The organism is Micromonospora sp. NPDC007220, from assembly GCF_040634035.1.
Lineage (GTDB): Bacteria > Actinomycetota > Actinomycetes > Mycobacteriales > Micromonosporaceae > Micromonospora > Micromonospora reichwaldensis.
Map to the genome: position 1 here is coordinate 181,859 of NZ_JBEYEU010000005.1, position 13,201 is coordinate 195,059.

Genomic DNA, 13,201 nt, shown 5'->3' on the forward strand with positions numbered 1-13,201 from the left:
TGTGGTGGCTGGGCGTCACAGCAGGCCGATGCGGCGTAGCCATGCCTCGACGGCCGGGCTCGCGTCGGCAACGTCCTCTCCGCGCACGGCGAGTCCTTCGCCGAGGGTCGCTCCTGGACAGGAGACGGCGTAGTCGCGTTCGGTGGTGCCGAGGCCGCTCATCGCGTGCGTGGTCAGCGGGTGGATCGTCTTACCGGTGAAGTCGACGCTTTCGGCGAACGTCGTCATGATCATGGGTGCACGGACGTTCCAGATCGGGCTGCCCAGCAGCACCGTGTCGTACCGGCTGATCGAGGCCAGCGGGTTGGTGATGGCCGGGCGGGCGTTAGACCGCTGTTCCCGCACGTTGCGAGCGACCGTCGGGTCGTAGTCGTCGGGGTAGGGGTCGGCAGCCTCGATGCGGTGCACGTCGCAACCGATCAGCCGGCCGATCGTCTCGGCGACGACCTGGGTGTTGCCGACCGTGAGGCGTCGCCGGCCGCCGTTGAAGTAGTTCTCTCCGGCGCGGGAGAAGTACGCCAGCAGAACGGCCCTGCCGTCGGATACGGGCCGGCTGGGGGCGGCGGCCGGCTCGTTGCCGGCCGGGCCGGAAGGGACGCAGCCACTCATTGTGGCGATCGCGGCGCCAGCAGCACCCGCGATGACGGTACGGCGGGAGATTCGGCCGGGCCGGTCACGCATGCCATCAGTCGACACGGCGGCTGCCGAGCCAGCTGACCATCGCCGGGTCCCGGTGGTCGAAGAACATCGAGGCGCCGGTGTCCAGGGCGGCGATCCGGGTCATCTCGTCGTCGGTCAGGTCGAAGTCGAAGACGTCGAGGTTCTGCGCCATCCGCTCCGGGCGCACGGACTTCGGGATGACGACGACGTCGCGCTGGATCAGCCAACGCAGGACGACCTGGGCGACGGACTTGCCATGCGCGACCCCGATCTCGGTGAGGACCGGGTTGGTGAACAGGTCGTTCTTGCCCTCGGCGAACGGACCCCAGGACTCGATCTGCACCCCGTGCTCGCGCATGAGCTGTTGGTCGGCGACGCGCTGGTGGAACGGGTGCGTCTCGATCTGATCGACCGCCGGTACGACATCGTTGTGGACGATCAGGTCGACAAGCCGGTCGGGGTGGAAGTTCGAGACGCCGATCGCCTTGATCAGCCCCTCGCCGTACAGATCCTGCATGGCGTGCCAGGAGCTGTAGTAGTCACCGAGCGGCTGGTGGATCAGGTACAGGTCCAGGTAATCCAGCCCGAGATTCCGCAGAGACTTGTCGAACTCGCGCTTGGCGGTGTCCTTGCCGGTGTGCTGGATCCACATCTTCGTGGTGATGAACAGCTCGTCGCGGGGGATACCGCTCCTGGCAATGGCCCGGCCGACGGCTTCCTCGTTGCCGTAGGAGGCGGCGGTGTCGATCAACCGGTAGCCGGCGACGAGGGCGTCGGTGACGACCTGTTCGGTCTGCTCGTCGGGCACCTGGTAGACGCCGAAGCCGAGGATCGGCATCTCGACGCCGTTGTTGAGCATGACGACGCGATTCTGTACGGACACGATCACGATCCTTCGCTGTGGGAGGGGCCGACCGCCTGAACGGCCGGTGCCAGTCTCAGTGAATTCCGTTCGCTGAGCCCACGAAACCCGCTTTTGTGCGCGCGAGGCAGTGACTGTCATGACCGGTAACGCCAGACCCTCCCTCAGCCCGCGACCACGGCCCTACGGTCGAGGCGTGGACAACCGCAACGAGGTACGCGACTTCCTCACCACCCGCCGTGAGCGACTCACTCCCGAGCAGGCCGGCGTGCCATTGTTCGGTGGCAAGCGACGGGTGAAAGGGCTGCGCCGCGAGGAGGTTGCGATGCTCGCCGGGATGAGCACCGACTACTACACCCGCCTGGAACGCGGCAACCTGACCGGCGTCAGCGCGTCGGTGCTTGAGTCTCTCGCCCGCGCTCTGCACCTCGACGAGGCCGAACGCGCGCACCTGCTCGACCTGGCCGACGCGGCGAACACCTCCGACCGCGCCGCCGGCCGGCCGAGGCGCGCGCTGAACCGTACCGGTGTCCGTGTTGGGGTGCAGCGCATTCTAGACACCATCAACGCCCCGGCCTATGCCCGCAATGGGCGGATGGACATCCTGGCCGTCAACCGGCTCGGTCGAGCTCTGTTTGCCGGCGCCTACGGCGCCGGCTTCAACCTGGCCCGCTACCTGTTCCTCGATACACGCTCGCAGGGCTTCTACCGCGACTGGCCCACGGTCGCCCGAGACTGCGCCGCCGCCTTACGCACCGAAGCTGGCCGCAACCCCTACGACCGAGGCCTCACCGACCTGGTCGGCGAACTCAGCACCCGCAGCGAGCAATTCCGCACGTGGTGGGCCACTCACAACGTGAAACTGCATCACACGGCGACCAAGATGATGCACCACCCGGTCGCAGGGGACCTGGAACTCACCGGCGAGGCCCTGCACCTGCCGGGGGACTCGGGCTTGACGATCATCACGTACACCTTCGAGCCCGCCAGCCCCACCGAGCAGGCCCTCACCTTCCTTGCCGGTTGGAGCCCGCAGGAAGCAGCCACGGACACCCGCTGACGAGCGTTCGGCGAAACGCCCAGGGCGGAGAAGCAATCCGGCCGCGACACCGACCGGCCCGAGCCGAAATACCGTGTCCGCTCGACGCCACGCTAGATCGCCGCCGTTTGCGGCTGGTGACACGTTTCTTGCCGGCACCCCAAGTGCGCCGCGGCCGGCCCACCATCCGCGCCGGCCGTGAAGGCCTCTCGCCTTCGTCATCGCGGGGGAGCGTGCCCGGGCAGGGCCGAACAGCCACGACGACGAAGCACCTCCGGTGGCGCGCCCCGCCGTGATCATCGCGGACCGAGAGGGAACCCCAGGGCCGGTCACCGACGTGTCGCCTGGCGCCCGGGGTGGCGGCCCGCACAGGCCGGTGACGGTGCGGCCGACCCGCGACAGCGGCTTAGGTCTGGCTGAACGTCAGGGTGACCGCACCGGTTGAGGACGACATCGCCGGTCGAAGCCGCGCCAACCGGTCACGGCCGTTGGCGTGCAGCCCGCGCTGCCAACGTGCGCGCGGTTGCGCAGGCGTCCGAGCGCCTGTTCTCACCGATTCGATAATGTACATTATGTCAAGTAAGCCGGATCGGGCCCTCCCTCGGCTCGGTCCGACGGCAGGTCGGCGAAGTGCCGCAGGTGTGTCTCCACCAGCGCCACACGCACCTGCACCGGCGCGGGCGGCACCGCGATCAGGTGGTGCCCGTGCGCCCGGTAGACCTCCTCGTGCACGCGGGCGAACGCCAGCGACTCGGCGTAGCCGATCCGGCGGGTGGCACTCGGTGTCACGAAGCCCAGCGGCTCGACCAGGAACACCTGCCGCTGGTAGGCGCCGTCGCGCAGCACCCGCCGCACCTCCTCGGTGAGCAAGCGCCCCGGCGGGCGTCCCAGATATTGCGCGAGGGCCAACGTGCACAGCGGCGACCGGTCGTGGACCTGCACCGACCCGTACGCCCCGGGCGCCTCGCGGCGCTCCCGCTGGAGCCGCGCGACGGCGTCGACGAACCCGGCCTCCCGCCACGGTTCGGCGACGCCCCGCCCCTGCTGGGCCGCGATGACGTCGGTGGCCGCCTCGGCGACGACGTCCCACCCGCGCCGACGCAGCGCGTCGGCGAGTGTCGTCTTGCCCGCCCCCGGCGCACCCGTCAGTACGTACCGCCGCATGCTCTCCCCCTCTCCCGCCGTTGCCGGCGAACCCGAAAATGCTGCATAATATCCCTTATGCATGACAAACAGGACGAATCGGTACGGCAGCTCATCGAGGAGTTCCTGACAGCCCGCGCGACCCGCAAGCCCTCCCCCCACACACTGGAGGCGTACCGGCGGGACCTGCGCGCCGTCGCCGAACTGGCGGCCGAGGAGAGCACCCCTCCCCTCCCCCTCGACGCGCTGCCCGTCGCCGCCCTCACCGCCCGCGTCATGCGCGCGGCATTCGCCCGGTTCGCCGCTCCCCGCGCGGCCGCGTCGGTGCACCGGGCGTGGTCCACCTGGAACAGTTTCTTCTCCTTCCTGGTCGCCGACGGGGTGGTCGCCGGCAACCCGATGCCGGCGGTCGGTCGTCCCCGGGCGCCTCTCCCCCAGCCCAAGCCGCTGCGCGGCGCGGACACCCCCGAGCAGCTGCTCGCCTCGGTGGCCCGGCAGGAGGGCCGGCAGCGCGACCCGTGGCCGGAGCGCGACCTGGCGGTGCTGGCGTTGGCGCTCTGCGCGGGGTTGCGGCTGTCGGAGCTGCTGGCGCTGCGGGTGGGATCGTTGACGGGCCGTGCGGGCGAGCGGCGGGTCGACGTGGCCGGCAAGGGCGGGCGGCCGAGGGTGGTGCCGATCGAGCCGGAGCTGGACGGGGTCCTGGCGGGCTACCTGGACAGCCGGGTGCGGCGGTTCGGGTCGCGTACGGTGCGGCCGGACGCGCCGCTGCTGGTGGACCGGCAGGGTGAGCCGCTGCGCCGGGGCGGGCTGCAGTATCTGGTGGAGTCCTGCTACCGGCGGGCGGGCATCACCGACCGGGTGCCGCGGGGGGCGCGATTGCACGCGTTGCGGCACACCTTCGCGACGCGGTTGGCGGAGGACGGAGCGAGCGCGGCGGAGATCATGCGGTTGCTGGGTCACGCGTCGTTGGCGTCGTCGCAGACGTACATCGAGGTGACGGCCGGGCAGCAGCGCGCCGCGGTGCGGTCCAACCGTACCAATCGGGCGTTGGCGGGGTTGGTGGCGGCGGAGGGCGACGCGCGGTCGTGAGGCGGTACGCGGCGGGCGTCGCGGAGCGCGGTGCCCGGCCGGCGGGCTCGTCGGAGCGCGCGCCCATGGCCGTGCGGGTGTCGGGCGTGGCCGCCGAGGGGCGGTCGGCCCGGCGTCGGGGACCCCGACGCCGGGCCGGGGACGGTCAGGCGTGGCCGGTGGCGCGGCGGGCGGCGTCGAGGGCGTTGCGGAAGAGCATGGCGACGGTGGTGGGGCCGACGCCGCCGACGCGGGGGGTGATGGCGCCGGCGACGTCGGCGCAGGTTTCGGCGACGTCGGGTAGGAGGCGTCGGCCTTCGTAGCGGACGCCGCCGCCGATGACGACGGCGCCGGGGCGGACGTGTTCGGGTTGGATGATTCCGGGGACGCCGGCGGCGGCGATGAGGATGTCGGCGCGTCGGGTGTGGGTGGCCCAGTCGGGGACGCCGGTGTGCACGACGGTGACGGCGGCGTTGGCGGTGGGTCGTTTCTGGGTGAGCAGCAGGGCGAGGGGGCGGCCGAGGGTGGCGCCGCGGCCGAGGATGACGACGTTGCGGCCGGCGACGGGGATGTCGTGGAAGGCGAGCAGGGCTTCGATGCCGGCGGGTGTGCAGGGCAGGGGTCCGGGCAGGCCGAGGGCGAGGCGTCCCATGTTGAGGGGGTGCATGCCGTCGACGTCGAGGTCGGGGTCCATGGTCTGCAGGGCGCGGTCGTAGTTGAGGTGTGCGGGGATGGGGTGCTGGATGAGCAGTCCGTGCACGTCGGGTGCGGTGTTGAAGTCGGCGATGGCGTGGTGCAGGTCGGCCTGGGTGGCGGTGGCGGGCAGGTGTACGTGGGGTGAGGCGAAGCCGAGTTCGCTGGCCTGGCGTTGCTTGATGCGGATGTAGCCGGCGCTGGCGTCGTCGTCGCCGACGAGGATGGTGGCGAGGCCGGGGGTGGTGCCTGCGGCGCGCAGTGCGGTGACGCCGGCGGCGACGTCGGTGAGGATGTGGTCGGCGACGGGGGTGCCGGGCAGGAGTCGGGCGGTGGGCATGGTGCTCCTCTGCCGGCGGGGCCCAGGCGGTCGACCTCCGCGCGTGGAGCTCCCCGATGGTTTGGTGCCCATCCTCTGGCCGCCAGTCGCGTCTGGGGTCAGCTTGCCACAGGGGGTCGGGTGTGGCGTGTCCCGGTGGGTGGCTGCCGCGTCGGCGTACTGACTGTGGGTGTCCCGTTGGTCACTGGTTCGGGCTACCCTGTCGGCCTGTCCGTGTCGGGCGCTCGCCCGGGTGTCGTGAGTGGAGGCCGTGGTGCCGGTGCAGGTCGGCGGGGATGGTGTGGTGTCGGGTCCGCGGTTGGGGGTGGAGGAGGAGTTCCTGCTGGTCGATCCGGTGAGTCGGGGTGTGGTGCCGGGTGCGGGGGCGGTGGTGGATCGGGCGGTGGCGCGGTTGGGTTCGCGGGTGTCGGGTGAGATCACGACGTTGCACGTGGAGACCAGGACGGATCCGACGGCGTCGGTGCGGGGGTTGTTGGAGCAGTTGGTGGAGGCTCGTCGGGTGGTGGCGGAGTGCGCGGCGGTCGACGGGTTGCGGATCGTGGCGACCGGTACGCCGGTGTTGCCGGGTGCGACGGCGCCGCCGGTGACGCGGGGGCCGCGGCAGGATCGGGGTACGGCGACGTTCCGGGGGTTGCACGACGAGTTGGCGATCTGTGCGTTGCACGTGCACGTGGAGTTGCCGGATCGGGAGCGGGCGTTGCTGGTGAGCAATCATCTGCGGGCGTATCTGCCGTTGTTGATCGCGTTGACGGCGAATTCGCCGTTCTGGGAGGGGCGGGATTCGGGTTATGCGGGTTGGCGGTCGATGATCTGGTCGCGGTGGCCGGTGGCGGGGCCGCCGCCGCGGTTCACGTCGGTGGCTCACTACGAGCGGGTGGTGGAGATGTTGTCGGCGGCGGGGGCGGTGGTGGATCCGGGGACGTTGTTCTGGGACATCCGGCCGTCGGTGACGCATCCGACGTTGGAGGTGCGGGTGTCGGACGTGCCGGTGTCGGCGCAGGAGTCGGCGTTGGTGGCGGCGTTGGTGCGGGCGTTGGTGGTGCGGGGGTTGGAGGCGGTGGATCGGGGTGATCACGGTCCGGAGGTTGCCGGGGAGTGGTTGCGGGCGGCGTACTGGCGGGCGGCGCGTGACGGGTTGGCGGGTTCGTTGCCGGAGGTCGGTTCGGGTCGGTTGCGTCCGGCGCGGGAGGTGTTGGGTGAGGTGGTGGCGTGGTTGGCGCCGGTGTTGCGGGCGTGTGGGGACGAGGATCTGGTGCGGGGCTGGTCGGAGCGGTTGTTGGCGGTGGGTGGTGGTGCGGTGCGGCAGCGGGCGGCGGCGGGTCGGCGGGGTCGGTTGACGGATGTGGTGGATTTTCTGGTGGCGCAGACGGTGGTGGACGAGTTGCAGCCGGCGTAGGTGCGTGGTCGAGGTTGGCCCGGTGGTGGGGGGTGCGGGTGTGCCCGGGTCAGCGGTGGCGGTGCAGTTCGCGGGTGAAGTAGTCGCGCAGGGGTGTCACGTGGCGGTCGGGGCGGCGCCATTCGGCGAGCAGGTCTTCGAGCAGGTGGAGTTCGTCGACGAGGGTGTCGCCGTGGTAGCGGCGGATGACGGGGTGGATGAAGGCGCTTTCGGCGGCGCGGTCGGGTTGGGGGTGGCGTTCGATGGCGAAGACGTCGCCGTAGTCGTCGCGGCCCCAGCGGAGGCTGACGGTGTAGTAGTGCGGGTGGTCGTGGAAGCGGGCGCGGACGTGGTCTTCGGGCAGGTCGGTGTAGTGGCGTAGCTGGCCGTGGGGGTCGACGACGAGGGCGTCGCAGAGGAATTCGAACTGGGTCCAGAGGGCGGAGCTCCAGTTGACCCGGTCGAGGACGAGGGTGGTGAGGGTGTCGGGGTCGGGGTCGACGAGGGTGTGTGGCAGGGGTACGCCGTCGTAGCGTTCGCGTAGCAGGGCGGTGAGGGTGCGCAGGTTGTAGCGGAATCCGTCGATGAAGGCGGAGGAGGCCTTCTTGAGGTCGCGGTCCTGGGCGAGGGTGCCGGCGAAGTAGAGGCCGTCGATGTTGGTGGACTGCCAGTCGCCGGTGGTGGTGGGCATGCGGCCGCTGGGGACCATGTCGGGTCGGCAGGTGGGGTCGAAGGGGCTGGTGTCCATGGTGAAGCCGGTGCAGCGCAGGACGGTTTCGTAGTCCATGACGGCGGTTTCGCCGTCGGCGTGGGTGTAGGTGAGGTGCACCTGGTAGCGGTTGTCGAGGGGGCGGATCTCGTCGATGACGCAGTCGAGTACGGAGTGCAGGGTCTTGAACTGGTAGCTGTCGAGGACGGCGCCGTGGTGGCCGCGGACGTCTCCGGGGTGTTTGGTGTTCCAGGCCAGGCGTAGTGGGCGGGGGCTGGCGAGGTGGATCATGGCGGCGTGGCCGAGGATCGCGGAGGCGGTTTCGAACGCGGAGTTGCCCTTGCCGAGGATGAGGACGCGTTGGCCGGCGTAGGCGGCGGGGTCGGTGTGCATGTCCTCGTAGCCGGTGGCGTGTTCGATGCCGCGGATGTCGGGGATGTTGGGTCGGCCCCAGCCGGTGGCGACGATGAGGCAGTGGCAGTGCAGGACGCGGTCGGGGGTGTGGACGAGGAAGCCGTCGTCGAGGCGTTCGATCCGGTTGGCGGGGGTGTCGAAGCGTACGGCGAGTTGGTGGTAGCGCTGGAAGTCGGTGAGGTAGCGCACCATGTCGTCGGCGTGGGGGAAGTATTCGCTGCTGTACTTGGCGAAGGGCAGGTCGGCGGGTTCGTGCAGCAGGGAGTTCCAGTCCCAGCGCAGGCGGATCTCGGGGTCGGTGCTGGTGGTGTGGACCTTGTTGAGGGAGATGAGCCGGCGGTGGCGGGGGAAGTGGCGGAAGAATTCGGCGGGTGCGGGGGCGCGTTCGAGGGTGACGTAGTCGCAGCCGGCCTGTTGGAGGTAGTAGCTGAGTTGGATGCCGGCTGGTCCGGCTCCGATGATGACGTACCGGTGGTGTTCGGTGGTGGGGTCGTGGTGGCTCGTCGGGCCTGGGGTGGGTGCCGTCACGCCAGAGACCTTCGCCGATGTGGCGGGTTGGTGTCAACGCTGGGTGGGGTGACGGTGACGCGACCGCTGGTGAGTGGTGTCGCCTCCCCTGCGGTGTGCGCGGTCAGCCGAGGTCGACCAGGAGGGGGCGGTGGTCGGAGATGGTGGACAGGGGGGTGTGTACGGCGGTGACGGGTGGCAGCTGGTCGAGGCTGTGGCGGTCGGCGAGGATGTGGTCGAGTTGGACGCGGGGTTGCCCGGCGGGGTAGGTGGGGCGGCGGCCGAGGGGGTGCCAGCCGGTGAGGAGTCGGGCGGCGCCGGCGGGCAGGTTGAGGTCGCCGAGGAGGATCCGTGGGGCGGGCAGGGTGCGCAGTGCGCGGACGGTCTGGCGGAGTTGGTGGGCGTTCCAGCCGGGGACGAAGGACAGGTGGGTGGCGGCGACGGTGAGCCGTCCGTGTGGGGTGTCGAGGACGGCGGCGAGGACGACGCGGGGTTCGTCGCGCAGGAGGATGAGTCCGCCGCGGGGGCCGGGGACGTAGACGGGTGAGCGTACGGGGGCGGGGCGCAGTCGGGTGACCTGCCAGGTGTGGACGCGGTGGCGGGTGACGAGGCCGACGCCGTAGCAGGGTTCGCCGTGTCCGTCGTCGTCGTGGGTGAGGGGGCGGAACTGTTCGCCGGGGGTGCCGACGACGGCGGCGGCGAAGCGGTGTTCGCCGGCGTCGAGGGCGCGGGCGGCGATGGCGGTGAGGTCGAGTTTGCCGCTGCGGCTCTGGTCGCGGTCGACTTCCTGTAGGGCGAGGACGTCGGCGTCGAGGGCGGTGACGGCGGCGGTGAGCCGGTCGGGGTCGACGAGTCCGTCGGCGAGGGATCGGCCGTGCAGCAGGTTGAAGGTGGCCAGGCGCACGCTTGCACCCTACGTGGCCGTGGGAGGGTTGCCGGGTGTTGAAGGTGTTGTTGTGCTCGGTGCTGTTGTTCGTGGCGTTGTCGGCGGTGGGTGTGTGGCTGCGTCGGGCGCGGGGTCGGTGACCTGCGGTTCCGGTGAGGCTGGCCACAGGCGGCGTCGTGGGGTGGGTGGTGGTGGGCAGAATGGCGGCCCGTGGATGTGGATCCCCTGTCGTTGACGACCCTGCTCGCCGCGGCCGCGATGGCCGGTTGGATCGACGCCGTGGTGGGTGGTGGTGGTCTGCTGTTGTTGCCGGTGTTGATGGTGGCGGCGCCGGGGATGCCGGTGGCGTCGGCGTTGGCCACGAACAAGTTGACGGCGATCGCGGGTACGACGACGGCGGCGGTGACGTACGCGCGCCGTACGAAGATCGACTGGGCGGTGGCGGGGCCGTCGGCGGTGCTGGCGATGTGTTGCGCCGGGGTGGGTGCGGCGTTGGCGGGGGCGGTGCCGGCGTCGGCGTACCGGCCGGTGGTGCTGGTGGTGCTGGTGTCGGTGGCGGCGTTCGTGGTGTTGCGTCCGCGGTTGGGGGTGGTGGCGCAGCCGCATCGGCGTACCCGGGTGCGGGTGGGTGTGGCGGTCGCGGTGGCGGGGGTGGGTATCGCCCTGTACGACGGGCTGGTGGGTCCGGGTACGGGGACGTTCCTGGTGGTGGCGTTCACGGCGCTGGTGGGGGCGGACTTCGTGCACGGCTCGGCGATGGCGAAGGTCGTGAACGTGGGCACGAACCTGGGGGCGTTGGCGGTGTTCGCGGCGACGGGGCACGTGTGGTGGCTGCTGGGGGCGGCGATGGCGGTGTGCAACATCGCGGGGGCGGCGTTGGGGGCGCGGATGGCGTTGCGGCGTGGCTCGGGTTTCGTGCGGGTGGTGCTGTTGGTGGTGGTGCTGGCGTTGGTCGGCAAGTTGGGCTTCGACCAGTGGGTGGCGGCCTGACGGTCGCCACCCACTGCTCGTCGGTCCCCCGGTGGTCGCCGGGTCAGGCGTGTCGGACGACGTCGGTGTAGTCGAGGCGGGGCAGGCGGGGGAACCAGGCGTTCTCGCCGGGGCGGCCGATGTTGACCACGAGCAGGGTCTTCCAGGTGTTGTCGGCGAAGAATTCGCGGTCGATGGCGGCGGCGTCGAAGCCGGCCATGGGGCCGGCGGCGAGGCCGGCGGCGCGGACGGCGAGCAGGAAGTAGCCGATCTGGAGGGTGGCGTTGAAGCGGGCCATGCGCTCGCGCGCCTCGGGCTTGTCGGCGAGGTCGTCGCGCATCTGGGGCCGGATGGGGAAGACCTGCGGGATGAACTCGTGGAAGTCGGTGTCGGCGGCGAGTACGGCGACCATGGGGGCGCTGGCGGTCTTGGCCTTGTTGCCTTCGCTCATGTGGGCGACCAGGCGGGTGCGGGCGTCGCCGGGGCGCACGTAGAGGATGCGCAGGGGCTGGGTGTTGGCGGCGGTGGGTGGGAACTTGGCGATTTCGAAGATCGCCTGGAGTTGTTCGTCGGTGACCGGCTCGTCGGTGAAGGTGTTGGCGGTGCGGGCGTCGGTGAACAGCAGCGCCTGGGCCTCGGGGTCCAGGTTGATCAGGGGCGAGTGGACGTCGGTCATCGGGGTGTCTCCATCGAATCGGCGGACTTGCTTCGGCTACGGTAGCAGCTAGCTTTTTACTAGTCCCTTGTTCGGGGGATGTCCGCCGTATCCTGGGGTCATGACGGTCAGGCCACAGGTGGGCGACACGCCCCGCACGTGTGACGGGGGCGTCGCCCGGGCCTTCGCGTTTCTCGGCAAGCGGTGGAACGGCATGCTCCTGAGCACCCTCGCCGACGGGCCGGCCGGCTTCGCCGAGCTGACCCGCGCCCTGCCCGGGATCAGCGAGTCCGTGCTCTCCGACCGGCTGGGCGAGCTTGTGCGGATCGGGCTGGTCAGCCGCAGCGTCCGGCAGGGTCCCCCGGTGGGGGTGAGCTACGAGCTCACCGGGCCGGGCGCGGCACTGCTGCCGGTGCTCGACGCGTTGGGCCGGTGGGCGCACGAGAACCTTCCCGCCGAGCCGGAGGCGGCCACCCCGTCGGGCTGCTGAGCACGCCGGCGTCGGGCGGAGCGCCCCGCGCCGGATGTGTGATCATCGGCGGATGCCGGTACGCGCCGAACACGACCGGACCGTCCTGGCCGCGCTGCTCGGGCGGGACCCGGTGCTGCACGCGTACCAGCTCGGTGACCTGGACGACTTCTTCTGGCCGTACACCTCCTGGTTCCGCCACGACGAGGAGGTGGCGTTGCTCTACCACGGCGCGGACCCGCCCACGTTGCTGGCGTTCGCGGCCCCGCCACGGGTGCACCGGCTGGCGGCGCTGCTGCGCCAGATGGCGCCGGTGCTGCCGGCCCGCCTGTGGGCGCACCTGTCCCCCGGCCTGGAGCCGGCCCTGGCCGGGATGTTCCGGATGGACGCGGCCGGCCCGCACCACCGGATGGCCCTGACCGACGCGGCGCGGCTGGACACGGTGACCCCGGCGGGATCGGTGCTGGACGCCGACGACCTGCCGGCGCTGCGCCGGCTGTACGACGTGGCCTACCCGGGCAACTGGTTCGACCCGCGGATGCTCGACACCGGCCAGTACGTGGGCGTGCGCGACGGCGGTGAGCTGGTGGCGGTCGCCGGGGTGCACGTGTTCTCCCCCGCGTACCGGGTGGCGGCGCTGGGCAACGTGACCACCCATCCCCGGCTGCGCGGGCGGGGGCTGGCCGGAGCGGTGGTGGCCGCGCTGTGCCGGCGGCTGCGCGAGCACGTCACGCACGTCACGCTCAACGTGAAGGCGGACAACGCGGCGGCGTTGCGGCTCTACGGGCGGCTGGGCTTCACCCGGGTGGCCGACTACGGCGAGTACGCGCTGCGCCCCCACGACAGCTGAGTCACGCCCCCGACGACCAGGGCGTCGGGGGCGTGCAGGGTGCGGGCGGGTCAGCCGCGGCGGCTGGGTGAGTCGAAGCGGCCGGCGCGGATCTCCCGCAGCGCCTTGCGGCGGGTGTCGCCGCGCAGGGTGTCGACGTAGAGGCGGCCGGCGAGGTGGTCGGTCTCGTGTTGCAGGGCCCGGGCGAGGAAACCGCTGCCGGAGATGGTCAGCGGCTCGCCGTGCTGGTCGAAGCCGTGGGCGGTGGCGTGCAGGGCGCGCCTGGTCGGGAAGTAGAGCCCCGGGATGGACAGGCAGCCCTCGTCGTCGTCCTGCAGTTCCTCCGACAGCTCGAGCGTCGGGTTGACCAGGTGGCCGCGGTGGCCGTCGGCGTCGTAGACGAACACCTGGGCGTTGACGCCGATCTGGGGAGCGGCGACGCCGGCGCGGCCGGGGGCGCCGAGCAGGGTGTCCATCAGGTCGGTGACCAGGGCGCGCAGTTCGGCGTCGAAGCTGGTGACGGGCTCGCTGGGGGTGCGCAGCACGGGGTCACCGATGATCCTGATGGGGCGCATCGTCATGT

At 71.3% G+C, this 13,201-nt stretch carries 14 protein-coding genes; 6 read left to right on the forward strand and 8 right to left on the reverse strand.

Features of this window, described 5'->3' with window-relative positions; all coding sequences use genetic code 11:
* Positions 1–15 precede the first annotated feature (15 nt).
* Together ABZ573_RS13260 and ABZ573_RS13265 are read right to left on the reverse strand one after the other, a co-directional pair.
* Positions 16–609 (reverse strand): flavodoxin, encoded by a 594-nt coding sequence (locus tag ABZ573_RS13260; RefSeq protein WP_151456725.1) that lies wholly within the window; start codon positions 607–609, stop codon positions 16–18.
* Positions 610–685: 76 nt separating this feature from the next.
* Positions 686–1,543, reverse strand: coding sequence for an aldo/keto reductase (locus ABZ573_RS13265; RefSeq protein ID WP_225852430.1), 858 nt, complete (start codon positions 1,541–1,543; stop codon positions 686–688).
* Positions 1,544–1,718: 175 nt separating this feature from the next.
* On the opposite strand from ABZ573_RS13265, the gene ABZ573_RS13270 reads away from it, so the two are divergent.
* Positions 1,719–2,582: a helix-turn-helix transcriptional regulator gene (locus tag ABZ573_RS13270; RefSeq protein ID WP_151456724.1), complete on the forward strand. Its 864-nt coding sequence runs from the start codon at positions 1,719–1,721 to the stop codon at positions 2,580–2,582.
* A gap of 549 nt (positions 2,583–3,131) precedes the next feature.
* Here ABZ573_RS13270 and ABZ573_RS13275 read toward each other — a convergent pair.
* Positions 3,132–3,725 (reverse strand): AAA family ATPase, encoded by a 594-nt coding sequence (locus ABZ573_RS13275; RefSeq protein ID WP_151456723.1) that lies wholly within the window; start codon positions 3,723–3,725, stop codon positions 3,132–3,134.
* Positions 3,726–3,782: 57 nt separating this feature from the next.
* On the opposite strand from ABZ573_RS13275, the gene ABZ573_RS13280 reads away from it, so the two are divergent.
* A complete protein-coding gene (locus ABZ573_RS13280) occupies positions 3,783–4,793 on the forward strand; it encodes a tyrosine-type recombinase/integrase (RefSeq protein ID WP_358118156.1) in 1,011 nt (336 codons plus the stop codon).
* Between the two features lie 145 nt (positions 4,794–4,938).
* Here the strand turns inward: ABZ573_RS13280 and ABZ573_RS13285 are convergent, their stop codons facing one another.
* On the reverse strand, positions 4,939–5,805 hold the full coding sequence (locus ABZ573_RS13285) for a tetrahydrofolate dehydrogenase/cyclohydrolase catalytic domain-containing protein (RefSeq protein WP_358118158.1): 867 nt from the start codon (positions 5,803–5,805) through the stop codon (positions 4,939–4,941).
* Positions 5,806–6,088: 283 nt separating this feature from the next.
* On the opposite strand from ABZ573_RS13285, the gene ABZ573_RS13290 reads away from it, so the two are divergent.
* The gene (locus ABZ573_RS13290) at positions 6,089–7,201 is read left to right on the forward strand and encodes a glutamate--cysteine ligase (RefSeq protein ID WP_358118160.1); all 1,113 of its coding nucleotides are present in this window, start codon (positions 6,089–6,091) and stop codon (positions 7,199–7,201) included.
* Between the two features lie 49 nt (positions 7,202–7,250).
* Here the strand turns inward: ABZ573_RS13290 and ABZ573_RS13295 are convergent, their stop codons facing one another.
* Both ABZ573_RS13295 and ABZ573_RS13300 read right to left on the reverse strand, forming a co-directional pair.
* A complete protein-coding gene (locus tag ABZ573_RS13295) occupies positions 7,251–8,831 on the reverse strand; it encodes an NAD(P)-binding domain-containing protein (RefSeq protein WP_327028353.1) in 1,581 nt (526 codons plus the stop codon).
* Between the two features lie 103 nt (positions 8,832–8,934).
* The gene (locus tag ABZ573_RS13300) at positions 8,935–9,714 is read right to left on the reverse strand and encodes an endonuclease/exonuclease/phosphatase family protein (protein ID WP_358118162.1); all 780 of its coding nucleotides are present in this window, start codon (positions 9,712–9,714) and stop codon (positions 8,935–8,937) included.
* Between the two features lie 192 nt (positions 9,715–9,906).
* Between ABZ573_RS13300 and ABZ573_RS13305 the strand changes: the two genes are divergently transcribed.
* Positions 9,907–10,686, forward strand: a complete 780-nt coding sequence (locus tag ABZ573_RS13305; protein ID WP_327028355.1) for a TSUP family transporter — start codon at positions 9,907–9,909, stop codon at positions 10,684–10,686.
* A gap of 43 nt (positions 10,687–10,729) precedes the next feature.
* On the opposite strand, the gene ABZ573_RS13310 is transcribed toward ABZ573_RS13305, so the two are convergent.
* A complete protein-coding gene (locus ABZ573_RS13310) occupies positions 10,730–11,341 on the reverse strand; it encodes a malonic semialdehyde reductase (RefSeq protein ID WP_327028356.1) in 612 nt (203 codons plus the stop codon).
* Between the two features lie 100 nt (positions 11,342–11,441).
* Here ABZ573_RS13310 and ABZ573_RS13315 point away from each other — a divergent pair, with 100 nt between their 5' ends.
* Both ABZ573_RS13315 and ABZ573_RS13320 read left to right on the forward strand, forming a co-directional pair.
* On the forward strand, positions 11,442–11,810 hold the full coding sequence (locus ABZ573_RS13315) for a helix-turn-helix domain-containing protein (protein ID WP_151456047.1): 369 nt from the start codon (positions 11,442–11,444) through the stop codon (positions 11,808–11,810).
* Positions 11,811–11,862: 52 nt separating this feature from the next.
* Positions 11,863–12,639 (forward strand): GNAT family N-acetyltransferase, encoded by a 777-nt coding sequence (locus tag ABZ573_RS13320; protein WP_327028357.1) that lies wholly within the window; start codon positions 11,863–11,865, stop codon positions 12,637–12,639.
* Between the two features lie 50 nt (positions 12,640–12,689).
* On the opposite strand, the gene def is transcribed toward ABZ573_RS13320, so the two are convergent.
* On the reverse strand, positions 12,690–13,199 hold the full coding sequence (gene def, locus ABZ573_RS13325) for a peptide deformylase (protein WP_327028358.1): 510 nt from the start codon (positions 13,197–13,199) through the stop codon (positions 12,690–12,692).
* Positions 13,200–13,201 lie beyond the last annotated feature (2 nt).